The organism is Virgibacillus natechei (genome assembly GCF_026013645.1).
In the GTDB taxonomy this organism is placed as follows: domain Bacteria; phylum Bacillota; class Bacilli; order Bacillales; family Amphibacillaceae; genus Virgibacillus_L; species Virgibacillus_L natechei.
Window position 1 is genome coordinate 3,161,092 of sequence record NZ_CP110224.1, and the last position, 24,912, is coordinate 3,186,003.

At 36.9% G+C, this 24,912-nt stretch carries 17 protein-coding genes; 4 read left to right on the forward strand and 13 right to left on the reverse strand.

Translation table 11 applies throughout. The features are described from left to right. Window positions 1–21 precede the first annotated feature (21 nt). A complete protein-coding gene (locus tag OLD84_RS16040; RefSeq protein WP_245301501.1) occupies window positions 22–837 on the reverse strand; it encodes an AraC family transcriptional regulator in 816 nt (271 codons plus the stop codon). A gap of 81 nt (window positions 838–918) precedes the next feature. Beyond that, the gene (locus OLD84_RS16045) at window positions 919–2,064 is read right to left on the reverse strand and encodes a glycerate kinase (RefSeq protein WP_209462446.1); all 1,146 of its coding nucleotides are present in this window, start codon (window positions 2,062–2,064) and stop codon (window positions 919–921) included. Between the two features lie 177 nt (window positions 2,065–2,241). On the opposite strand from OLD84_RS16045, the gene OLD84_RS16050 reads away from it, so the two are divergent. Beyond that, window positions 2,242–3,426, forward strand: a complete 1,185-nt coding sequence (locus OLD84_RS16050) for a Gfo/Idh/MocA family protein (protein WP_209462447.1) — start codon at window positions 2,242–2,244, stop codon at window positions 3,424–3,426. A gap of 52 nt (window positions 3,427–3,478) precedes the next feature. Here OLD84_RS16050 and OLD84_RS16055 read toward each other — a convergent pair whose 3' ends face one another. From OLD84_RS16055 to OLD84_RS16070, 4 genes are all read right to left on the reverse strand, one after another. Continuing rightward, window positions 3,479–5,500 carry a beta-galactosidase gene (locus tag OLD84_RS16055; RefSeq protein ID WP_209462569.1) on the reverse strand — a complete coding sequence of 674 codons (2,022 nt, stop codon included), beginning with the start codon at window positions 5,498–5,500 and terminating at the stop codon, window positions 3,479–3,481. 79 nt (window positions 5,501–5,579) lie between these two features. After that, complete coding sequence (locus OLD84_RS16060; RefSeq protein WP_209462448.1) at window positions 5,580–6,404, reverse strand: sugar phosphate isomerase/epimerase family protein; 825 nt, start codon at window positions 6,402–6,404, stop codon at window positions 5,580–5,582. A gap of 74 nt (window positions 6,405–6,478) precedes the next feature. Then, entirely contained in the window at window positions 6,479–7,651 is a 1,173-nt protein-coding gene (locus OLD84_RS16065) for a dihydrodipicolinate synthase family protein (RefSeq protein ID WP_209462570.1), read from the reverse strand. Window positions 7,652–7,665: 14 nt separating this feature from the next. Next, window positions 7,666–8,814 carry a Gfo/Idh/MocA family protein gene (locus OLD84_RS16070; protein WP_209462449.1) on the reverse strand — a complete coding sequence of 383 codons (1,149 nt, stop codon included), beginning with the start codon at window positions 8,812–8,814 and terminating at the stop codon, window positions 7,666–7,668. A 338-nt stretch (window positions 8,815–9,152) separates the two neighbouring features. Here OLD84_RS16070 and OLD84_RS16075 point away from each other — a divergent pair, with 338 nt between their 5' ends. Genes OLD84_RS16075 through OLD84_RS16085 form a run of 3 tightly spaced genes read left to right on the forward strand, consistent with a single transcriptional unit; the run spans window position 9,153 to window position 11,991 of the window. Next, entirely contained in the window at window positions 9,153–10,157 is a 1,005-nt protein-coding gene (locus tag OLD84_RS16075; RefSeq protein ID WP_209462450.1) for a TRAP transporter substrate-binding protein, read from the forward strand. 22 nt (window positions 10,158–10,179) lie between these two features. Then, on the forward strand, window positions 10,180–10,668 hold the full coding sequence (locus OLD84_RS16080; protein WP_209462451.1) for a TRAP transporter small permease: 489 nt from the start codon (window positions 10,180–10,182) through the stop codon (window positions 10,666–10,668). A gap of 24 nt (window positions 10,669–10,692) precedes the next feature. Then, window positions 10,693–11,991 (forward strand): TRAP transporter large permease, encoded by a 1,299-nt coding sequence (locus tag OLD84_RS16085; protein WP_209462452.1) that lies wholly within the window; start codon window positions 10,693–10,695, stop codon window positions 11,989–11,991. 138 nt (window positions 11,992–12,129) lie between these two features. Here the strand turns inward: OLD84_RS16085 and OLD84_RS16090 are convergent, their stop codons facing one another. The 7 genes from OLD84_RS16090 to OLD84_RS16120 all read right to left on the reverse strand — a co-directional run bounded on the left by OLD84_RS16090 (window position 12,130) and on the right by OLD84_RS16120 (window position 24,574). Beyond that, on the reverse strand, window positions 12,130–14,001 hold the full coding sequence (locus OLD84_RS16090) for a DUF2264 domain-containing protein (protein ID WP_209462453.1): 1,872 nt from the start codon (window positions 13,999–14,001) through the stop codon (window positions 12,130–12,132). Window positions 14,002–14,030: 29 nt separating this feature from the next. Next, the gene (locus OLD84_RS16095) at window positions 14,031–15,869 is read right to left on the reverse strand and encodes a heparinase II/III family protein (protein ID WP_209462454.1); all 1,839 of its coding nucleotides are present in this window, start codon (window positions 15,867–15,869) and stop codon (window positions 14,031–14,033) included. 116 nt (window positions 15,870–15,985) lie between these two features. Continuing rightward, window positions 15,986–17,344 carry an ABC transporter substrate-binding protein gene (locus OLD84_RS16100; RefSeq protein ID WP_209462455.1) on the reverse strand — a complete coding sequence of 453 codons (1,359 nt, stop codon included), beginning with the start codon at window positions 17,342–17,344 and terminating at the stop codon, window positions 15,986–15,988. Window positions 17,345–17,463: 119 nt separating this feature from the next. Then, entirely contained in the window at window positions 17,464–18,297 is an 834-nt protein-coding gene (locus OLD84_RS16105; protein ID WP_209462456.1) for a carbohydrate ABC transporter permease, read from the reverse strand. A gap of 12 nt (window positions 18,298–18,309) precedes the next feature. Next, window positions 18,310–19,233, reverse strand: coding sequence for a carbohydrate ABC transporter permease (locus OLD84_RS16110; protein ID WP_209462457.1), 924 nt, complete (start codon window positions 19,231–19,233; stop codon window positions 18,310–18,312). Between the two features lie 94 nt (window positions 19,234–19,327). Continuing rightward, window positions 19,328–19,969: a YesL family protein gene (locus OLD84_RS16115; protein WP_209462458.1), complete on the reverse strand. Its 642-nt coding sequence runs from the start codon at window positions 19,967–19,969 to the stop codon at window positions 19,328–19,330. 597 nt (window positions 19,970–20,566) lie between these two features. Then, entirely contained in the window at window positions 20,567–24,574 is a 4,008-nt protein-coding gene (locus tag OLD84_RS16120) for a glycoside hydrolase family 30 protein (RefSeq protein ID WP_209462459.1), read from the reverse strand. Window positions 24,575–24,912 lie beyond the last annotated feature (338 nt).

Sequence of the window (24,912 nt, forward strand, 5' to 3'; positions counted from 1 at the left end):
TTACCAATAGGCTTTCCAAAATCAAAGAGACTTATATTGAGCTCGAAAACGGTTTGGGGAAAGATTTGTATAATTTTTAAAGGTTCGATAAAAAGTAGCTAGCGACTCGAAGCCTACTTCAAAACAAATCGAAGCGATATCTTTATCTGTCTCAAGAAGCATCTTTTTCGTTAACTCTAGTCTTACCTCTGTTAGATATTGTATAGGCGTTATGTTATATTGTTCTTTAAAAATATGATTGATATGCCTCATACTCATTCCTAATTTCATAGAGATATCCCTGGTATTAATCATTTCAAAATAATGCGTATCTATATATTTACGTAGTCGTTCTGCTCGTAGCGTGTTGGCATCCAACATTTTAGGTTCCTCTTGTGAATTTGCTAGAATAAGCAATAATTCCGATAGATATATTTTCATTCCCAACCTGTTTATCGGGTTCCCTAAGGACTGTTCATAAAGCATTTTTCGTAATAGTTGCCTTATTTCTCCCGCTTGAAATAAATTCAACTCAATCAATTGGGAAAAATCGAAATAGTTGTTAATTATTTCTTCCTGAAACTCAGTATCCAGATCATTAACTTCAAATTCCAGCGTCAATACTGTCATTTTTGAATTGGCAACAATGGAGTGGTTGGAAAAAGGTGTTATAAAAGCAACATTATCTTGATTAAAATCAAACTCTTTTTCATTTAACGTGACTTTTCCCTCGTCTTTTAGAACGTAAAGAATTTGGTATATCTGATGGTGATGCTTTTGTACTGTACCGCCTTCCATATGTTTGTTTTCTTTTAAGTGAATGCCATGCAAATTTAAGCTATTCGTACCCTTGTTCAAATTATAATCCTCCTGATTGTAAATCTTCGTTTCATTATAAAAATCTCTATTCTCTGTCTAATTCTTAGACTAACATCATTATTATCTCTCTAGAAGTGTATGGTCTCTTATGGAAGCTACTAATTGAATGACCTGCTTCGTCTGTTCATATAACATGATGTTTGCTTGATCCATACATTCCTCCAGTGAGTGTGGCTGGTTAATGATGGAGAAACAACCAGAAAACTGATCACGTAATTTATTTAAATCTCCGGTAAGACTACCCGAAATTAAAATAACCGGTATGCTGTGTTTTTTGGCAAGCGATGCTATATAGCCTGGTGCCTTTCCGAATAATGTTTGTTCATCACTTTGGCCCTCACCAGTAATTACTAAATCAGCTTTTTTTACAGCTTGTTCGATATTCATCGCATTTGCTAACAGTTGGGCACCAGATACTAAATGTGCCTCCATCGCTAGTAGAGCAAAACCAACGCCCCCTGCTGCACCAGATCCTGAAATTTCCTTCATTGGCTTATTGAGCGCAGCTTCCACTAAGTCTCCAAAATGATTTAATGCCTCGTCATACTCAACCACTTGTTTTTTGGTCGCTCCTTTTTGCGGTGCGAAAATTTCGCTTGCCCCTTGTTCCCCGCATAATGGATTGCTAACGTCACAAGCAACCTTTATATCACTTTTTGCTAGTCTTGCATCCAATTTTGTAAAACTTACTTTTTTGACATGCTTTAAATCTTTACCAAACGCACCTATTTCTTCCCTATTTTCATCCCATGCCTTCATTCCTAACGCAAGCAGCATACCTAAACCACCATCATTCGTGGCGCTACCGCCAAGCGAAATCACGAAAGAAGTACACCCTTTGTTCAATGCATCGATCATTACCTCTCCTACTCCAAAAGATGTGGTATAGTCAGGGTTTCGTTCATCCACTGGAACTTGTATTAAGCCTGCAATAGTTGCAAATTCAATGATGGCTGTTTTTGAGTTAACGATGGCATAATTTGTGCTTATTTTTTTTCCAAGTGGTCCTGTGCATGTAATAGGAATATTTTCACCATCCATGGATGTCAATAGAGCCTGTAGTGTTCCTTCTCCACCATCTGCCATTGGCTTCATGATAACATGATGATTCCTATTCACTTCTAAAATTGCGTTTTTCATTATTTCAGATACTTGTATCGAAGTTAAACTTCCTTTATATGAATCTGGTGCTAGAACTATATTCATAATGGTCTCCTTTACTAATCTCTGGAATTAAAAATGAATTCCATCTGTATTTTAGAAATCTACTGAATATATTATTATCTTATGATATATTGAATAGTATATTAATACTACATTTTTAAAAATTATAATAGGTTCTATTCTGTTATTATGCCCTATTAAAGAAGGAGTACAATGCTGATGACTAAAAAAGTATCTATATTATTAGTAGGTATGAGTGGTTATGGAAACGTGTATCTAAACGAATTATTAACAAAGAAAAATAGAAGCGCATCCTTGGTAGGAGTAGTAGATATAAACCCCAAACGGTCTGATTATTATGAAGAAATTATAAATAGAGACATTCCAATATATGAATCTATGAATGAATTTTATCGTACAAATAAAAGCGATTTAGCAATTATCTCTACCCCAATCCACCTACATATGGAACAATCTTGTTATGCCATGAATCATGGAAGCAATGTGCTTTGTGAAAAACCAATGAGTGCTAATCCAGAAGATGTTCAAAGCATGATTGATACACGTGACAAAACTGGAAAATTTTTAGCGGTCGGTTTTAATTGGTCCTTTACGCCATCCGTGCAACAATTGAAAAAGGATATATTGAGCGGCGAATTCGGTAAAGTAAAACGCTTAAAGAGTATTGCTTTATGGCCTCGCAGCCTCGATTACTTCAATCGTTCCAATTGGGCGGGTAAAAAGTATAGCTCTACAGGTGACATGATATTTGATAGCGTTGCCAATAATGCTACTGCTCACTTTTTACATCATCTATTATATGTGACTGGGAATACAGTAGACACTAGTGCTCAAATCAAAAATGTTACAGCCGAGTTATATCGAACAAACGCGATAGAAACATTTGATACTTCTGCCGTTAAGGTGCAAACGACATCAAATATCGACATTTATTATTATGCTACACATGCAGTGAAAGAAACGAGAGAACCTCAATTTGTAATAGAATGCGAAAATGCCGTTATCCATTATGAATCAGGATATGAAGACAGCACGATTATAGCATACTGGAAAGACGGGACAAAAAAAGTATACGGCGATCCAGAAAACGAACATCTTGCTAAATTAGATGTCTGCATACATGCTATTCAACAAGATAATCAGCAAATTCTATGTGGCTCAGAGGCTGCTTCTGCACATGTGAACTGTATCTACGCAATGCATCAATCTGTACCTGAAGCCCCATACTTTCCCAAGCATTTGACGAACTATGAGAATAACCAGAAATTATATTGGATTGATGGTTTAGCTGATACACTACTCACATGCTTTGAAAATTGGCGTTTACCAAGTGATCAAAATGTAGAATGGAGCAAGAAAGGCAAAACCATCGAATTCAACTAACATGAAATGCCTTATAAAAAAGTGTCAATGTATTTGACACTTTTTTAGTTAGTTATTCTAATATCATTACCTCTTTGGGTTCTATGGTTACGGTTCCTGTCATAACCTTTTGCGTTAATGCATCTTTCTTTTCTTTATCACCTAAATGAAAGTCACGCTTTTCGTCACTGTGGTTCAACACAAATAAATAACTATTTCCATCCTTCACACGGTTAGACACTTCAATACCAGCGTCAGCTTCCAACAGTGGGTGAATGCCTTTTTCTTCACAAAGGTTAGCGGCAAAATCTTCTAGGAAATCCTCATCTGGACTTGATGCAATATACCAGGCCTCGCCACTTCCAAAACAGTTTTTCGTTACGACAGGCATCCCTTGATAAAAATCAGTCCCGTATTCAGCTACTACTTCTGCTCCTTCTGAATGAATCAAGTCAAAAAGTATATTGCATTCATAGTCGCCTTCTAAGTTACCATGTCTTTCTTTCATAACCATTCTGTTTTTCTGGTCTGGATGTAATGCATCAATTTCTTCGGACCAGATCCCAAGCAGGTTTCTTAATTCTCCTGGGTAACCGCCTAACGTCACTAAATCGCTTTCATTTACAATTCCACTAAAGAATGTTGTTACAAATGTACCTCCATTATGAACGAAGGCCTCTAATTTTTGGGCGTAATTCTCTTTTACCATATAAAGTACTGGTGCTATTACGATATCGTACTTCGTCAGATCATCCTCCACACCAATCATATCTACTTGAATGTGTTGCTTATAAAAAGCATTATAAAACTTATGCACTTCTTTTACATAATCTAAAGCGATAGATGGTCCACTTGATAAATCGATAGCCCATCGATTTTCCCAATCAAATACGATAGCAACTTTTGCTGGAATGCGAGCGTCTACTAATTTGCCAGATAGTTGTTGTAACTCTTCTCCTAGTTTCGCCGTCTCTCTAAATACACGGGTGTTTTCATGCCCTACATGTTCAATAACCGCGCCGTGATACTTTTCTGTGGCACCAATGGACCGGCGTAATTGGAAAAACAGCACAGTATCCGCACCATGTGCTATGGATTGGTAGCTCCATAACCGCATTACACCCGGACGCTTCAGCGCATTATAGTCCTGCCAATTCTGTTGACTTGGCGTTTGTTCCATAAGCATAAATGGCTGGCCGTTCTTTACTCCTCTCATTAAATCATGGGTCATTGCAGTCATACTTTCAGGTGTATCGATAGACGGATAGTTATCCCAGGAAACAACATCCATTTCTTTCGCCCATTTAAAATAATCAAGTTCTTGATATAGTCCCATCAAATTTGTAGTGATCGGTATTTCAGGTGTATGTGGACGAATAGCATCTCTTTCTAATTTAAAACTTTCTAACAGACTATCAGACTGGAACCTGCGATAATCGAGCGATATGCCTTGAAAGTTTGTGTTATTAGCTCCCCATTCCTCACTTAATTCATTTGGTGGAACGATCTCATCCCATTCATAAAAGGTATGCCCCCAAAAAGGAGTGTTCCATACTTTATTCACTGCCTCTATTGTAACGTAACGTTCCTTTAGCCATTCACGAAATGCTTCAGCACATTGATCACAATAACAGTACCCACCATATTCATTATTGACATGCCAAACGAGGACAGCCGGATGATCTTTGTAGAGTTCGGCTAATTTTCCAGCCATTCGTTCTGAATATGTTCGATACGTTGGACTGTTCGGACAAGAATTATGTCTTCCGCCAAACTTTCTTTTTCTTCCATTGAAATCAACCCTTAGCACATCAGGATACTTTTTTGCCATCCATGCTGGGTGTGCTGCCGTACTTGTTCCCAAACAAGTATAAATCCCATTCTCATATAATCGATCAATCGTTGCATCAAGTGCTTCAAAATGGTACGTATTTTCATCCGGCTGATTTAACGCCCAACTAAAAACATTTAGTGTTGCAACATCTATTCCCGCAAGTTTAAACATACGAACATCTTCATCCCAAACTTCCTCATCCCATTGTTCGGGATTATAGTCTCCTCCATACCAGATCTTTGGTAGTTTTTCATTAAACATCATTTTCCCACCTTTGTGATTTAATGTAAAAATTATAGAAACAGAAAGTGGCTGACAAGATTCTCGTCAGCCCCTAGTATCATACATGTTCCACAAAACGTTCCTTTATCAAAGAAAGTACTTCATCACCGGGTGTGTCCCACAATGCTTGATTCATGATTTCCACTTCTATTGGACCGTGATAGCCCGCTTGTTCAACCGCTTGTCTAATACGGCGAATTTCAATCACACCGTCACCCATCATGTGGCGCGCTTTAAATGTATCTGTTATTGGTACAGACCAATCAGACACATGGAATCCTAGAATACGTCCTTTGGCACGCTCTATTTGATTATATAAATCAGGATCCCACCAAACATGAAACACGTCTACGACAACGCCAACTTGGTTCGCATTATATTTTTCAGCCATTTTGTTCGCCTGACCTAAACTCACAACAACAGATCGATCTGCGGCATACATGGGGTGAAGTGGTTCGATTCCCAATTTGACCCCGTAAGATTCAGCGAAGGGAACTAGTTGTTCGATACCTTCTTCCACCCATTTTCGTGATGTATGAATATCACGATCTGGCGCTGACCCACAAACCAATACTAAGACATCCGTACCTAATTCTGCCGCTTCCTCAACAGCACGGCGGTTATCATCCAAGCTTTTTTGACGTTGCTCGGCTGTAACAGCAGGAAACATGCCACCACGACATAAACTGGAAAGTTTTAATCCAGAATCTGTGATAATCTTTTTGCTTTCGGAAAGCCCGATTTCATCAATCTTATGACGCCATAACGAAATCCATGGTATATCGGCTTTTACACAACCATCAACAGCTTCTTTCAGACTCCAATATTCTGTTGTAATCTGATTTAAGCTGAGATTTTCCAATAATGGTTTTTCTGTTGCCATTTTTAAACCTCCCTTAAGTTGTACTATATTTTAATGAGGGGAAGAATCCCCTCAAATTGGTGATGCTACCTTTATTAAAATTGCTTAACCCCTGCTTGTGCTAAAACAATTTTCATTCTCTCAACGGCAAGTTCAGGATTTCGTAGTAATCCGGCTTCATCTGCCATGACGAATAGCTCAGAGAGATGGACAATAGAGCGTTGTCCCTCTGCCCCGCCAATCATACGAAAATGAGGCTGATGACCGTTTAGATACGCCATAAATACAACACCTGTTTTGTATGCGTATGTTGGTTTTTGAAAAATATGACGTGCTAACGGAACTGTTTTATCCAAGATAGAATGATAACGCTCGAAATCGTCTTTATCTAGTGCATGCATGGCTGCAGCTGCTGCAGGTGCAATGGCATCAAATATTCCAAGTAGTGCATGACTATATCCTTGTTCGTCTCCACGAATGAGGTCTGGATAATTAAAATCATCACCTGTGTACATTTTGACACTATCAGGAAGCAGGCGTCTCATTTGAATTTCCCGTTGATCATCCAACAATGACACTTTAATGCCGTCGATCTTGGCTTCATTTTCTTTAATGACACGTAGGCATACTTCCATCGCTTTATCGATGTTTTCATGGCCCCAATATCCTTTTAATGCTGGATCGAACATATCGCCTAACCAGTGTAATATCACAGGCTGAAAAACCTTGCCTAATATATTTCTATATACCCGCTCATAATCTTCAGGATTTTTGGCACAGGCTGCTAAAGCTCGACTTGCCATTAAAATGATTTGGCCACCTTCATTTTCGACAAATTCGCATTGCTCTTCATAAGCCGCCTCTACTTCTTCAATGGACAAATCAGGTCGTGGTGTTAGGTGATCAGTGCCAGCACCACAGGCGATTTTTCCATTTACAGCTTTCGCTTCTTTCATGGAGCGACTGATTAATTGTTGTGCATGACTCCAATTCAATCCCATGCCACGTTGTGCGGTATCCATTGCCTCTGCAACACCTAAACCTTGTGACCATAAATAGTGACGGTATTGCATCGTAGCGTCCCAATCGATTTGACTATCATTAATCGGATCCGTACCTGCAAATGGATCACTGACAACATGTGCAGCTGAAAAAACAATGCGTTTCTTAAATTGTTTTTCTTCTGAAACCTCTAACGACACGGCTTCCTTTGGCTGATAAGTATATAATTCTCCACCTTTTTTTGGTAATTTTAATGCTTGAACCAACATAATCCCTCCATTTAATTTAACTCAGGTACATCTACCCAACGTCGTTCTTCCCATGATTGAAGTGCCAATTCCGAGAGTTGTGTTCCTTTGGCCCCTTCCATTAAATCTAAATCATACGGCTCATCTGCCACGACATGTTTTAAGAACATTTCCCATTGCACTTTAAATGCATTATCAAACTCCTGATTAGCAGGTACATCCTGCCATTGTGATTCAAAATCGAATGGATTTGGAATGTCCGGATTCCAGGTTGGCTTAGGTGTATTCACACGATGCTGAACCTTACAATCTCTCAATCCAGCAACTGCACTTCCTTCTGTTCCATCCACTTGTACAGTTAAAAGATCATCACGGTTTACGCGAACAGCCCAAGAAGAATTTGCTTGCACGATAATTCCATTTTCCAGTTCAAATGTCCCGTATGCAGCATCGTCAGCTGTAGCCTTATACTTTTCACCATTTTCATCAACACGCTCTTCAATATGCGTAGCCCCTATATTAGACACGGATTTAATCTGTCCGAAGAGGTGATGAATAACATAACGCCAGTGCGCGTACATATCAGAAATGATTCCACCGCCATCTTCTTTGCGGTAATTCCATGATGGGCGCTGGCCTTCCTGCCAATCTCCTTCAAATACCCAATAACCGAATTCCATACGTACACTTAAAATGTCACCGAAGAAACCTGAATCTATTAATCTCTTTAATTTTAGAAGCCCCGGCAAGTATAATTTGTCCTGTACCACTCCGTTTTTCACGCCTGCCTTATCTGCAAGTCTTGCTAATTCCACCGATTCTTCCAGACTTGTAGCTGTTGGTTTTTCACAATAAATATGTTTGCCTGCCTCAATAGCCCGACGTATTCCTTCCGCTCTACGCACGGTCGTTTGCGAGTCAAAATAAATTTCATTGTAATCATCGGCTAATGCTTCTTCGACATTTGTAGTCCAGCGAGATAGATTATGGGCTTCTGCTAACTCTTGCAATCTATTTTCACGTCTTCCAACAAGAATCGGATCAGGCATAATTTTATCCCCATTGGCAAGTTCAATTCCTCCTTGCTCGCGAATAGCCACTATAGAACGAATTAGATGTTGATTTGTTCCCATACGGCCAGTAACACCATTCATGATAATTCCAATTTTTTTGATTGACATGTTTTATTCCCCTTCCAGTTTGTTTATTTCATAAACCTATGGTATCGCTTTATTTTCGTGCTGTCTTATAAAACCATGCATATTATTCTCAAATTCGGAAGTACTTTTTCTTGTTTCATATGTTTTCATATTATGACTTCCACCAAATAATAATACAATTCCAACATTGTTTTATATTTGTTTACTTGTTATTTATTGTTTTTTGGTTGACTTTATATTTGTATTATTTTAAAATATAATGAAAACGTTAACACATAACAAAATTCTCACAATTATTTTTGAAATAGTTCACCATCACTGAAACTGATTCTAAAGAATGATTACACGGAGGAGATAAAATGAAACGAAATACCTTTGTACTACTCACCTGCTTATTACTATTCGGAATTGTATCCGGTTGCAGTAATATATCAAAAGCAGAAGATAAAGAAGTTTTACGATTCGCTTATGCCAGTAACAGTCAACCTGTTATAGATGCAATGAATGAATTCGGAAGATTACTAGCGGAAAAAACAAATGGTCAACTTGACGTGGAATATTTTCCTGATGGCCAACTAGGAGGGGAAAGAGAACTTATCGAATTAACACAAACCGATGCAACCGACATTACAAAAGTAAGTGGATCTGCATTGGAAGGGTTCTCAAATCAATATTCTATTTTTGGAATCCCGTATTTGTTTGATAGTGAAGACCATTATTATCAAGTACTGGAAAATAGTGAAATAATGGATCCGATCTATCAATCAACAGAAGATGTAGGTTTAACCGGATTAACATACTATGATTCCGGAGCAAGAAACTTTTACATGACAGATGGACCTGTGGAAACACCTGATGATTTACAAGGGAAAAATATAAGAGTAATGCAAAGTGAAACAGCTATAGAAATGATTGAATTATTAGGCGGCTCACCTACACCAATGGGAAGTGATGAAGTATATACGTCATTACAGCAAGGGATTATTGATGGAGCAGAAAATAATGAATTTGTATTAGATACTGCAGGACATGGTGATGTGGCTAAATATTACTCGTATGATGAACATACAAGAGTTCCTGACATTATTGTTATGAATAAAGAAACATTAGATAGTTTAACAGAGCAACAGAGGGAAGCTGTTTTTGAATCGGCAGAAGAATCAACAGCATTTCAAAAAGAAGTTTGGCGTGAGGCCGTTGAAAATGAGAAAGAAATAGCTGCAGAAGAGCATGGTGTCGAATATAACGAGGTGGATAAGAAACCATTTCAAGACGCTGTACAGCCAATCCATGAAGAGTTTCAAAAAGATGAAGAATTCAGTGAAGTTTATGAAGCAATCCGAAATTTAGCTGAAAATGAGTGATTCAATAGGGGGGATTTAAATAATGGAACATACAAAGAAATATGTTGATAAGACACTTGAAATTATAACGGTTACCTTGTTCCTATTAATGACAGCGGTTGCAACATGGCAGGTTCTAAGCCGTTATATATTACAGAGTCCAAGTACTACGACAGAAGAGTTTATTAGATTTAGTCTGATTTGGCTTTCCATGTTAGCAGCAGCCTATGTCGTAGGTAAGAAAAGTCATATTGCGATTACGCTTCTCAGTAATAAATTGAAACACACGAAGAAACTAGTATTAGACACAGTGATTCAATGTAGTTTCCTAGTTTTTGCAGCTGTTATTATGGTTTATGGAGGAATAAGAGCTGTTTCGCTTACAATGGCACAGATTTCTCCTTCCCTGAGTTTACCAATGGGACTCGTATACTTAGCTTTACCGGTGGCAGGAATATTAATAATTTTTTATAGCTGCTGTAATATAATGGAACTTTTGGATGAGAAAAACAAGTTTAACGAAGAAAACTAAATAAACAAAAGTAGGTGAAATAATATGGTAGTAGAAGCCAGTCTGATTTTAGTTATTGTATTTGCTATTTTATTAGCAGTAGGCATACCTATTGCTATAAGTATAGCAATAGCTTCATTAGCTACGGTTATGTTAGTATTACCTTTTGACATTGCCGTTTTTACATCAGCACAAAACATGGTATCAAGTTTAGATAGTTTTTCACTAGTAGCTGTACCATTTTTTATGTTATCGGGTATCATTATGAACCATGGAGGGATTGCCAGTAAACTAATTGATTTCGCTAAGTTATTTGGTGGGAGAATCCACGGTTCATTAGCGCATACGAATATAATTGGAAATGGACTTTTTGGATCTATTTCTAGTTCTGCAATTGCCGCCTCTACAGCAATCGGTGGTGTTATGGTGCCGTCTCAAGTAAATGAAGGTTATGATAGAAAATTTGCTGCAGCAGTCAATATCGCATCAGCTCCTGCTGGGATGGTAATACCTCCTAGTACTGGATTTATTATCTTTTCTTTAATAAGTGGTGGAACCTCTATTGCAGCTTTATTCATGGGTGGACTTGTCATAGGTATACTATGGATATTAGCTGTTATGGTAGTAGCATATGTAATAGCCAAAAAGAGAAACTATCCAATAGCACCAAAGGCTAAAAATGAAAATGCGAAAAAAATAATACTTGACGCGATACCAAGTCTATTGTTGATTGTTATTGTCATTGGAGGCATACTTACAGGAATCTTTACAGCGATAGAAGCATCCGCAATATGTGTTGTTTATTCATTATTTTTAGCTCTTATTTATTATAAGACGCTTACCATTAAGCAATTACCAAATGTTGTTATCCATGCCGTTGAATTAACGGGAGTCATCATGTTGTTAATAGCAGCTTCATCTTTAATGACATTTGCGATGGCAATAACCGGGATGCCAGATGCTTTAAGTAATTTAGTATTAAATATTTCAGAAAATCCAATCATTATATTATTAATTATTAATCTTGTATTATTACTTGTTGGTACCGTTATGGATGTTGCGCCTGCTATATTAATTTTTACACCGATATTTTTACCTATAGCTGAGGGCATCGGTTTAGATCCAGTACACTTTGGTATATTCTTCATCCTAAACTTGTGTATCGGTACAATAACGCCACCTGTTGGAACCGGATTATTTGTAGGTTCTAGTATAGGTAAGGTGAAGATAGAAGAAGTAATAAAACCCCTTCTTCCTTTCTATGCAGCAATTTTCGCATTATTAATGCTCGTAACATATGTTCCACAAATAAGTTTGTTTTTGCCTAACTTATTGGATTTATAAGAATTGATTTGTTCAAACCAAAAGCAACCTGTGGAACGTATGAATTCCACAGGTTGCTTTTTGATTATATAGCGATTGATTTCCACAATTAAATTCTAGGATAATTATCCTCCAGTTCATGTCATTTCTTAACAAATTCTATTTTATTACAGCTTTCATATCCTTTTGAAATCTAATATGTTCTCCATTTTCTGAATGTACGATGATCTTATCATTTACAATCTCAACCTTAGGAGGTGTATTCCACTTTCCTGTATCCAAACCTGGTTCCCCAAAAACAGCTGACACAAGCCAATGGACACCTTGGTTTATCTCATTGGTTACAGTAGGAATTACGGTACGAGAATGGATGAGATTCGTATTTGAATTTGGATAAATTAATTTTGGTTTACCATTTCCATATATGCTTCTTATTCCACTAACACCCCATGGAAACCTGGCGAGCGTATTCATTTCGTTCTGAACCTTATCGATAGCCTGATTTTCGAAATATTCATTCTCCAATCCTAAGGCAAATCCGCCTTCTGCTGTATCTAAATATCTTTCTGTGACAATGCGATGAATCCGTATATGCCAAGGAGATCCAGGTATTATCCACGTATTCACTTCCACATCGAACCATGGCATCCATTTTGAATGAATGATACTTCCTTCTATTTTTGTTTCCTCACTTTTCCTCTTTACTCTATAAATATTATCGCCTTCACTTAAAGCAAGCATGGAATCAAAAGCCCCTTGTTCCAGCCCCCATTCCGCTCTTGGCACACTAAAACCAAAGAAGTTTGAATACGCGAATTTCTCATATTTAGCTGACGTATGTGCATGATTATTCGTTGACAGATGACCCGAATTAAACGCTACAACATGATTCTTTTCTTCCTGTCTGTACAATACTAGATGCGGAGAATGTTGTACCGACTTTTCATGTAAGGGCGGGAGCGGTAGTTCTTCTGATTGCCAAAATGGATGTTCCTTCGTAAGCGCTAAAATCAGAAATGTTTTTAAAGCCCAATACGGTGATCCTGAAGAATTGTAACCTTCCCCCATAATAAGGTTTGGATATCGATAACCAACTGTTAAACTACCATCACGTTTAAAAATTGGCTGTTGAAACCACCAACGTAAATTATTTAGTATAAGTCCTTTCATAACACCATATGAAAATGAACCCTCTACTTCGGCAAATACCATAGCACTCCAAAATGCAGATTGTGCAAACCGGTACGTCAGACTTCTGCCATACGGAATTGCTGACCCATCTTTTGCAAACCAATAAACAAACTGATCAGCGAACATACTCGCTCTGTCTTTATAACGTTTTGCCCGTTCTGGATCATCATCTTTCATTAACTTTGCATAAAAGAGGCTATAGTAATGGATAGCAAAAGGAATATAGTAATCCACGTGCGCATTTACCCCATCAGCATACCAGCCATCGCCTAGATAAAACTGTTCGATTCTGTCTAAATCTTTTTCCATTCTTTGTGCATCATACGATTCCCCAATTTTTTTCAAACCCAAATTTACTAATACTCGGAAGAATAGCCAGTTACAATCATGGACAGGATGGTCATTAACTTGTTGCAACCAAGTAGTTAAATTATCTTTTTCTTCTTTACTTAGTGGATCCCAGATCTTGTCTGGTATGAGTGCCAAGGCAACCCCAAATGCAGCCATCTCAACGATTCTCTGATCATAGTCATTTATTTCTCCCCAATATTCTTCATGTAATGGGTTCGTTCCGTTTTTTATACCTTCAAGATGCAAGTCCCACAAATCATAATCTTCTCCGCCTGCTAACAGGGGGACAAGCCCCCATAACAATCTGGAGAAACCTTCCATCTCTGCAACGGAATCAGGGAACGAAGCACTTGTATTTCCTATGTGCAATTTCGCAAAACCTTTGCTATAAAATGGCCTTACAGGATCACCAATTTGTTTTAAAGCTTGTTCTACATCCCTTTTTGTCTGAAGTTTATTATTCTTAATCGGTAAATCAGCTGTTCTCACTATTTATACCTCCCGCACAATACATTTAGTTACTCGAATTCAAAATCAAGCTGTACGTGCATGTTCTTTTCTGGTTTTCTCACCAAAAAGTCAAGTGCAATATTATTTTCAACTTCCCCAAAATGGTTCGTGAATTCAAATTTATTTATTTTCAGTTGTAACTTTTCTTGGTCAAACTTTATTTTTAACTTACTACTCCCTTCAAGAAGGAGGAAACCAGGTTCTTCCTTTATTAAAAGAGGTGGAATGATTATCCGTTCTATTATAGACTCAGGTTGGTCATCGAATATATACGTATCCAATAACGTAAGAGTTGGCTCATTTGTTTTTTTCCACCTATATTCTCTAGCTAATTGGTGTAAACTTTCTACCGCATATCCTTTTGTCATATCAATACAAAATCGTTCTTCTCTTTCATTTAGTGTTACATTCTCAACAGTTGAATAATGCGAGCTACCATCCCGTTGATAGTGATGATTGATTATCGGAACAGAATGCCCTTGAGAACCATTTCCAACAAAAGAATACCTGTTAGAAGCAAAGTAATCTTTATTGTACAATCCATTTCCTAAATCTTTTAAGAAAATCTCATTGCCTCCATAAAGTAAAAAGTGACCGATATCATTATGATTATGCGGTTCATCGTTATGCCCACCTTTTGCAGCAAATACGTAAGGATGACCTTTTTCCGTTAAATGTCTTGAAATAAGCCATTGGGATTCATTAAGATAGTATGTTGCATTGCTCCAAGGTCTTCCTGCAAGTTCTGGATCAAACCACAGTAAATTTCTAAATGCTGGAGCCCACCTGCTAGTATGATCTTCTTTATAATATGCACGTAGTTCATATTCAGGTGTCTCAAAATCGTTATACATATGCGCCAAATAATGACTAAGCCCTAAAGGAATCGTAGCTGTGGGAGAAGCATCAGAAAAATTAACCACTCTTTCTTTATTCAAAAAAATCTTTTGTTGAAAAAGCGCAATCTGATGTACTTTTTCTAAATCAAATGTATTTATATTTCCATCTGTTCGCTTCTTTAATAAATCAGAAAAATAAACATAATAGCCAAAACCATATTGCCAGTACCCATAACCTTCCAAACATGTCCCATCATGTGTGAAACCATCTAAATAATAATTCATGGTACGGAGTACGCGTTCTATTACAATGGAAAGTTCTTTATTATCTTCAAATAAATGTAACGCTATTGCGCCTATTGAACCTGCACAAACTGCAGCCCAATTATGGGTAGCTGTTTCCCAATGGAACGTAGTTGTTCGATACGGCACCATAATCCGTTGATCAATCTCTTGATGTATTCGTTTTTTTAATAATGGGTCCAATAAATCTTCCGTTAATCGCAAAATTTCACTTAACGTAAACCCAGTTTCTGCTGCAAATAAGTCGATCGTATGATGCGTTGTCTTTTCTTGAAACGGAAAAGGTCTATGATATGAAGTTTCATTATCATCATTTAAATGTGCCGGTAGACACCACGTATACTCATTACAAATAGACCAAATAATATTTTCAAATTCTTCCAGATATGAAGGGTTATCTTTTTCAAGCACACTCATAAGGGTGAACGTATTCAAACGCCTTCTTTTGGCAAAATAGACTTCTTCATATTCTTTTCTTGAGCCAGTCTCATGAAACAGTTTAAACAATGAATACGATAACGTCTCTTGTGGTTCTTCAAGCAGTCTCTTTGCTTCTTCCCTAATTTCATCAACCTGTTGTTTGTACTGCGTTTGAGTATTTAGCTTTTCCAGCCAATCGTATTGTTCTTGTTTCGTTGTAAATAATAATGAACGATTACATTGATCACTATTTTCCAAGATGGTTTGTATTTCTATCTGATTCATACGGTCCTCCTAGAGATTTCCATGATACGGTTGTTTTCAGTTTTCTCTAATTAGATATGACATACTGCAAAAAAGGGAATAGTATAAGCTACTCCCCCCTGCAGTTTTTCTCGTCTTTATTGATTTTCAGAAATAATTTCTTCTACTTTTTCTTCTGCGTTATCGATTGTTTCATCAATATCTTGTTCATCATATATTAAACTTTCATACTCATCACTAACAGCATTGAAGACTTCTGCTTGATAGGAAGATGGTTCCACTATTTTAGAAGCTTGTGAGTTTGTTATTACATTAATTAGTGATTCCTTATCTACCTTTTCTGGATTGTTTGTTTCGGCAAGAATATCATCGATAATTCCAGCTAATTCACTATCATCTATTTCATTCCAAGATGGTATATTTGCCCCTTGTGCAAGTTGCCCTTCTGTTGTATACCATCTTATAAAGTCATAAGCAGCTTCCTTGTTCTCTGAATTTGCAGCTAAAGACATAAAGTCAGTCGTAACTGGCGTATATCCACCTTCACCATCAGCTTCATTTTTGGGATATGGCGCTACTGCTATATCAAAATCTAATGGAAATTGATCCGTTCCTCCTAACTCCGTGTTCATCCAGCTTCCAATTAGCAATGTACTCGTATTTTGTTGAAATAATTGCTGTCTATAATCAAGTTGTGAAGACAAAATCTCTGTATAAGGTGTTGCTGACTCATCCACTTTTTCCATTTCATAGCGCAATTCTAACGTTTCACGGAATAAAGGATCATCAAGATTGGAACTTCCATCCGCATTTAAATAGGAAGTATCTTCTGGTTTACTAGCAAGGTGTAATGATAGATATTCCATCCACGAGCCATTTTGAGGACCATGAAAATACGTCCCGTAATGATCCTCAGTCGTTAAATCCTTGGCATATTGTTGAAATTCATCCCATGTCCAGTCTGTTGGAACTTCCAGCCCTGCTTCATCTAGATGATCCTTATTTAAGATAACATACCATGGATTGAACTTACCTGGAAGGGCATGGTATTCGCCACCTATTGTTGTATCAACTTTGTATTCTTCAGTTACTTCATAACCTTCTTCTTCAATAAATTCATCCAGAGGTGCAGTTAACCCTAAATCGACACGTTGTGAATAACTAGCTGGATCTGGAAACATTATGACATCCATTTCTTCACCAGAAGAAGCTGCTAAGTCAAAATTTTGAAGTGCTTCTTGTGTATCTCCACTCTCACTCAAAATGATTAAATTAACTTCTATATCCGGATGAGCATCTTCGAATGCAGCAATTGTTTCATCCCAATTATAGGTAGCTTCATTTCCATGTGTATGAACATTGATCGTAACAGGATCATCATCGCCGTTACCGTCATCTGAATCATCACTTGCGCTTCCACTATCTTCGGCGCACCCTATTATGAAAACACTGAGAGTAAGAATACTAATAATAAGAAACCAACGTTTATTTTTCATAAAAATTACCTCCTAGTTTTAATTTAACTCTTTCTATTCCTTATCCCTTTCCATAAACTATTCATTTCTCTTAAAATACCCCCTCTCCAACGTTTATAATTTATATAAAGGTTAGTTTACTAACCTTTAACGCCTCCTAATGCAATACCATCAATAACTTGTCTTTGACCAATAATAAATACGATCAATAATGGAATAATTGCCGAGACAGCTGCAGCCATAGTCAGTGCGTAAAACTGCCCGTTAATGGTTGCGAATTTCTCCATTGCTAGCTGGATGGTGTAAAGAGAATCTGTACGAAGGAATATTAATGGATTCATATAATCATTCCATGTCCAGATGAATCTCAATATTGCATATGTTGCTATAGCTGGACGGACAATCGGCATAGCGATTGAAAAGAAAATCCGGAAATGACCTGCTCCATCCATCTTTGCAGCGTCAATATAATCATCCTGTATACCCATGAAAAATTGTCTTAACATAAAGGTTCCAAGCGCACTAAAGCTTCCAATTAAAACCAACCCTAAGTGGGTGTCAAATAAACCTACACCTCTATACAAAAGAAATTGGGGTACTATACTAGCTTGCGGCGGAACCATATATGTAGCTAAAACGACTAAGAACAACATAGAGGCTGCCCCAAATTTCACCTTAGAAAAGCCATAAGCTGCTAGTGCGGATACGATTACCGATACTACCGTCGTCATTACTGCTACTTTAATAGAGTTCCAGTAATATAGATAAAAAGGATCATTACCAAACCAAACCTCTTGATAATTAGCAAACCCATTCGTTCTAGTTGGTATCCATTCTATAGGATAATTAAAAACATCTATTTCAAGTTTAAAAGAAGTTGTTATCATCCAAATAAATGGAGATATAAATATCACACTAATAATACCCATAATTATAGTAATAACTATTTTGCGAGTATTTAATGAATTTTTCATGTTGCCACCTCCTTAATAATTGACCCATTTTTTCTGGCCTACCCATTGGATGATCGTTATTATAAAAACAACGATGAATAATACTAGTGCAATAGCCGAAGAGTATCCGATGTCCAGTTCCTCGAAAGCGGTTTCATATAGAAGCCAAACAAGAACATTTGTAGAGTCAACAGGGCCGCCTTGTGTAAGTACTGATATGATATCAAACACTTTAAATGTTGATATTATACCCGTTATTAATAGGAATAAAGTTGTCGGTGAAACCATTGGGATCGTAATATTCCTAAATTTCTGCCAGGCATTTGCTCCGTCCAAATCAGCAGATTCATATAATTCTTTAGATATGGACTGAAGTCCTGCTATATAAATAATTAAATTAAACCCAATTGATATCCAAATATGAATAACCATAATGGAAATTAAAGCGAAATTAGGATCAGATAACCATGTAGGTGGATTTTCTATTCCTAACGAGATTAATGTTTGATTAATAGGACCTTGAGCAGGATTAAACAGTACCTGCCATACTACTGCAACCGCAACCACACTAGAAACGTATGGTATAAAGAAGGCTATTTTAAAATAGCTTTTAAGGTATACATTTCTATCAATTAATACAGCGAAAACCAATGCTATTATCATGGTTATTGGTACAGTAAGTATAAAAATTAAATTATTTATTAAAGATTTAAAAAATACTTCGTCTCCCAGTAGTTTCCTAAAGTTATCAAAACCTGCCCACTCTATTTGACTAATACCGGTAACAAAGTTCCAGTCTGAAAAGCTAAGTATAAATGTTGCTAAAACAGGATATATGACAAATACTGTTAATCCTAACAGCATCGGAGAAACAAATAAAATTCCCGCTAATTTCTCATCTTTTATCTTTGGTTTTCTTTGCTTTATTTGTTTATTCTCTTTTTTACTAAAGACCATTGGATGCACCTCGCTTATTCGTTATCACTATGATAGTGATGTCAACGTATTTTTAAATTTTTAGATTTAAAACTATAATCTACACCTATGAATACTAGCTCTTATTTGCTAGATTAACTTGTTTTCTTTGGATTTTTAAAAAAGAGTGATTTGCAAAATACATAACTAACCACGATAATACGTTAACACTAAAAAATGGGATGACTGCAGGGAATGAAATAGCAAGAAACCATAGCGTGAAAATACTTAGTACTAGTAATGCGCTAGATATTGGACTAAAAACCATTATAAAAAAGGCATTCTTAATCGTTTGTCTTATTGTAATATCGTAATGCACATACACTGGAAAAACATAGAGCAATGTTAATACATAAACGAGTGCCATCATAATTAAAGGGAAGAACAGATATCCTGCATACGTATTCTCAACTGTAAAAACAAAAAGTAAATCAATATACAAAATAAATCCTATAACAGCGAAAATCACCCCTAGTTTATTGCTCTTTATAAATTCTGTTTTGTAAGTCTCCCAAAATAATGGAAACATTCGTCTATTCGTATCACCCATAATCCACTTTCGAATAATTGTAAACATAGCAATCGTTGCTGGAAAAATACCAAAGATACCTAAACCCAAAACCATAAATAAAAACCATAATACATTAAGATATGCAAATTTCACTATCCATTCACACATTGTATTGAATCCATTCATAAAGCCTGCATTATTATTCATATTTTATCACTACCTATATTGATTTTTATGATATTGTCGTTGTGCTTTAAGTCTAAGCTCTTTCACATTCATCCGTGGTGTAACAACCATACCCAAACATGCTTTCATCATATGTATTCGCTTTCAAATCACTCTTACCATTTTTTAACTTCATGTTAAGGTAATAATTAATCAAAATAGAATTAATTAAGTTAATTAACTAACTAGATTATAAATGGTAACCACTTATTTGTCAATTTATTTCTAATACTTTTAATATGTAAATAATACTCCCCGTTCTCCCCCTACCTAAAAGAGTAAGGTTCTTGATATATTGGCACGAACCCCTCTTGCCATACTATTGTTTTCTTCTAGTTGAATGTTTACTGGAAGTTTCATTCACGTGCAATCTTTGAGAGAACAAAGGAAGGAAAAACTGGGACAAGCAGATTCTTCTACTTATGTCCCAGACCCAACAATTGATTGTAAAAGCTCCTTCGCATTACTTTTATATTTTGAAATTTCCAAAGGTGAACTAGTGAGCTAGACTTTCCAAAGAATGGATGCTAAACAATTATCCTCTATATGTGATCGATCAATATCGCTCACTTCATTACATTATATCTCCGTTAACCCTTCTACAGCTTCCTGTAGGGATGTTTCAGCAGCATCAGCTTCTTCTTGAGTGCTTTGTGGATTTTTTAATATCTTTTTTGCGTCTTGTCGTGCTGAATGGAATCTTTTCCAGCTTTTCTTCGTATATTTTTTATGGTCTTTATTTTCATGTGCATCATACAGTTGCTCCAGGTCTGCTTTATCTGATCCAATTAATCCTTCTGCAGCTAAACGTAAGGCTATTTCTGCAGCATATACATCCACTAGAGTACTTTGTGGATTTTGTAATACCTTTTTTGCGTCTTGTCGTGCTGAATGGAATCTTTTCCAGCTTTGCTTTGTATATTTTTTATGGTCTTTATCTTCATGTGCATCGTACAATTGTTGCAATTCTGTTTTATCAGCTTGAATTTCACTTTCTCCTGTAATGACATCTATACCATCAAAAGTAAGCGTACCTCTTTTGAGCACAATTTTAGCTGTATGTTCGGTATTTTCAAGTCCCCAAAGGTGATAAGAGGTTTGTCTGTCTCCTTTAGAATCAACTCTATAATCCTCTTGAATTAATTGATCATCGATATACACGTCAACTAAGGCATCCGGAGTCGCTCCCAATAAATTAAAACCAGATCCTTCAAAATTAAAGATCAAGCTATCGTTAGCACTATCTTGATCAGGTGTGCTGTAAATATTGACACCTCGATAATCCATATACTCCTCTTCTTGTTGATTGTCTTTCAGTGAAACTTTCAACGTATGCTGTCCTTCTTCCAAGCCTCTTACAGCATATCTCAACCCAGTATCAGAATCTACATAATGGTCTCCCACATCTTCGCCATTCAGTTCGAAATTATAGGCTGATTGATCTCCTGTCCCTGACAGATAATCGATGCCAGTACCTGTAAAGTTAATCAAAATATACGGGGTATCATCAAAACTCGCCCAGGCATTCGTATTATTTGCGCCCCAAGTTTGGCCATTCTCTCTGTACGCATACACTGTATTTTCTTCATTTTCTACTTCTGAATCCTCTGCTATTGCAACAAATTCATTTGGTGCTAATGTTGTAACCGTTTTTACAGGCACATCATCATTCGTTTCTATTTCTGCTTTAGTCAAGCTTATAAAATCTTCGGTTGCTACAACTTCAAGTGTATGTTCTTTTTCTTCAAGATTTTCCACTGAATACACCATTTGTTCTATACTGCTGTTATTCAGATAATTCGCTTCATCGACTAATTCTCCATTTAAATAGATATCTGCTGTTCCATTTGACGGGTTAGTTTCACCAAACAGCCGTATTTCATTACCCTTGAAGTTGATTTCAAAGGAGGCTTCGTCAGATGCTGATCCCCAGGCATTTACATTATTTGATGACCAGTTTCCAGTATAGTGTACTCTGTTCAACGTCCCTTGTTCCCCGGTTGAATCATCGTGTTCGACAGTTATTCCGTTCCATACAGGGAAATCTGTGCTCGCAGTCATTTGCGTACGGTTATTATGCGCATATCCCGCTTGTGTGTATTCCCAATCACCAACATACCCAATTATATTCCATTGGTCCGTGTTGTTTAGAGCTTCTTCTTCTGTCTCGAACCTCTTACCTTGCGCACTGTCAAATTTCTCAGAATCATACGCGTATCCGTCAATTGGATCCACTCGTAAGTTATCGTAAAGGGTTTCATAATAACCGGACCCAAGCACAACTCTTCCCGCCATTACAGTCGAATCCTCGTCAGTATAACTAGCAATTTCTTCATCGTTCAGATAAAATGTAAAGACATTATCTTTGGCTTCAAACGCTAAGTTATTCCAAACCTCGTTATCGAAATCCTCAATCGTTCCTTCTTCTACAACGTTTCCAAGTTTAAGAATTTCATAGCTCCCATCTGCATACAAACGTGCATTGTAAGGAGCATAGGAATCTGCTCCACCGGCTTTCACTTGACGTACACCTATTAAGGCATAATTACTTCTGTCTTCTGCTTCAGGTGTATGCGTATCTAGTAGAAAGTCATAAGAAACTTTATAATTCACCCAGCGATAATCACCGAATTTGGTATGAGGGTTACTGTTATTCGCTGATCCATCTGTTCCGCCCCAAACTGACCAATCTGCTCCAATAATGTCAGGACTGATTTTTTGTTGCAACATATTTCCTCGTTTTTCCGCTTCCGGAATATCTCTTTCATTACGTTCAAAACTTCCACTAGTTACCGGTTTAGTTGCTTCTTTTACAACTTCAAACGCGCCACGTTGGTCCGTAGTATATCGTGGTGTGCCTCCGCGGCGGTCAACATAATCTTGTCCATTTTCATCAACTGGATATTCATCGTATTCAAAGTCATCAGTATATGGCAAAGGCAAAATTGTATCTTCAGATAAATCAACCGGTTCTGATTGATATTCAAAGCCTTCAACCTCAGATTCCTTATCCAATGTTGAAATGGTCACAAGTGAATAAGGGTTCACTTCTATCTGATACTCACCATCTTCTGGTGTGATTTTGTCAATGTTTTTAAACCAGTTGGCATCATAATTTTCTCCGTCATCTGGTCCGCGTGTTTCCCAAACATATACTGGCACATTCTCTTTTCCATTCAGATTTTCAGTTTCAATCGTATAGTTGCGTGTATCGCTTGTGTTATTTGCAAATACAGTAGTATAGTCATCCGTTTCTGGATCTTTTAATGTCATATAATTATGGGTACTCGTATCGACATCAACACCGCCATCCATGAAATCACCATCACTATAAGTCGCATCTTGAACATACATCCATCTCTCATTTTCCTCTGTTAACGGATCATCATAACCGACAAAATTCATAATATGACGGACTCCTTGTAATCCACCATCTACTTCATAAAATCCAGACCATGGGGTAAACGCATTAATCAAGTGTTTGGGACTATATGAAGAACCTTGATAAAAGGCTCCAACAGAAGGTTGAAAATCAAATGTAACTGCATTAAGCGGATTGTCTCCTGCTCCTTCCCATGAATACATTGAAATAATACGTGAAGTTACATCAATAATTCCATATCGTCCTCCGAGCCCTTCATAATCTGGCTCCATATTATTACGATAACGGGCATTAATCATTGGGGAAACCCCCTCAGAAGACCAAATTTCTTTTGGCTCTTTTCCATTATCAATCAATTTATTTTGCAATTGCGTTAGTTCATCTGAACCAGTTAGGCCATAATGGGTACTAATTACATCAATTTCATCAATTAAATCCTCATTATCTAGGAGTGTACGGCTAATTGTTTCTGTATCCCGATAGCCCTCTCCACCAACAAGTTTAATAGCCTTATAGTCTTCCTCATAATTTGGCTCTTCTTTAATTTTAGAAGTAAAGTATTTCAGCCATTCAACTTCACTTCTATAATTTCCACGTTGCGCTCTTTCGTTTTGAGAAATCCCAACATAATCCAACTTGAATCCATACGCTTCATCAACAGCGTCGATGGTCTGTTTATACCACTGATAGCGGTTTTCATAGTTTCCCTCTGCAGCACCTTCCCACGTCCATCGTGGTTCACCCCAACGCAAAATTTCTGTTGTAATATTTTCGTTAATGGATTTGGCATCAGCAGCAAATTGGAACCCTGCTCCTCTTACAACATTAGCTGGTTCATCAGAATACCGCATTGTTGAAGGTTCAGTTCCTGAAGATGAATCAACATCGGCTCCTAACTCAACTTTTACATGTGCGAGTCCGGCACCTGTGTCTGGGTTAAATAGTTCATTCATTATTTCCCAATATGCTTGTGGATTCTCTTCTTTGTAATCTAACATCAAACGAGATGTGTTATTAGCAGATACTGTTCCAAATCCTTTAAAACGGTTATATTCATCTACGTTGTTTCCATCAATTGTAATTGTTTTTGTGTTATCGTCAGCTTTCGTTTCATTTCCTATCATAAAGGCAGTTAAACCTACTACCATGAAAGCAACAGCTAAATATCCGATACCCTTTTTAAATATCTTTATTTTATTTACCACTTTTGTGATCTTCCTCCTTTATAAAATGATGTTCTATTTACTTTTAAGCGATACACTCTCTATGAACTCTTTAATCACTTGTCTCCTATCTTTTTGTTGGAATTTTCAATCCGATACTTTCTTCAGCCCATGGGCACCTTTTTGGAATAAATGTTCATATACAATGCTGTTGGTTTTCTCCTGCTACCATGATTTTCACCTCCCTTAAAGCTAAAGCTCCTTTTCCAATGCATATCCTCTATATATGCGCTTTCATTTTATGTCCAAATTTCTCCTTTTGTATCTCAAATAATGATTTCCATGTCTTAAAAAAGAATTTCTATTTGCCACTTTAGGGA

Bases quoted from the DNA above. Each gene is read 5' to 3' on its own strand.
- OLD84_RS16110 (WP_209462457.1), bottom strand. From the start codon at position 19,233: ATGGTCTTTAGTAAAAAAGAGAATAAACAAATAAAGCAAAGAAAACCA.
- OLD84_RS16100 (WP_209462455.1), bottom strand. From the start codon at position 17,344: ATGAAAAATAAACGTTGGTTTCTTATTATTAGTATTCTTACTCTCAGT.
- OLD84_RS16080 (WP_209462451.1), top strand. From the start codon at position 10,180: ATGGAACATACAAAGAAATATGTTGATAAGACACTTGAAATTATAACG.
- OLD84_RS16050 (WP_209462447.1), top strand. From the start codon at position 2,242: ATGACTAAAAAAGTATCTATATTATTAGTAGGTATGAGTGGTTATGGA.
- OLD84_RS16115 (WP_209462458.1), bottom strand. From the start codon at position 19,969: ATGAATAATAATGCAGGCTTTATGAATGGATTCAATACAATGTGTGAA.
- OLD84_RS16085 (WP_209462452.1), top strand. From the start codon at position 10,693: ATGGTAGTAGAAGCCAGTCTGATTTTAGTTATTGTATTTGCTATTTTA.
- OLD84_RS16075 (WP_209462450.1), top strand. From the start codon at position 9,153: ATGAAACGAAATACCTTTGTACTACTCACCTGCTTATTACTATTCGGA.
- OLD84_RS16070 (WP_209462449.1), bottom strand. From the start codon at position 8,814: ATGTCAATCAAAAAAATTGGAATTATCATGAATGGTGTTACTGGCCGT.
- OLD84_RS16095 (WP_209462454.1), bottom strand. From the start codon at position 15,869: ATGAATCAGATAGAAATACAAACCATCTTGGAAAATAGTGATCAATGT.
- OLD84_RS16045 (WP_209462446.1), bottom strand. From the start codon at position 2,064: ATGAATATAGTTCTAGCACCAGATTCATATAAAGGAAGTTTAACTTCG.
- OLD84_RS16105 (WP_209462456.1), bottom strand. From the start codon at position 18,297: ATGAAAAATTCATTAAATACTCGCAAAATAGTTATTACTATAATTATG.
- OLD84_RS16060 (WP_209462448.1), bottom strand. From the start codon at position 6,404: ATGGCAACAGAAAAACCATTATTGGAAAATCTCAGCTTAAATCAGATT.
- OLD84_RS16055 (WP_209462569.1), bottom strand. From the start codon at position 5,500: ATGTTTAATGAAAAACTACCAAAGATCTGGTATGGAGGAGACTATAAT.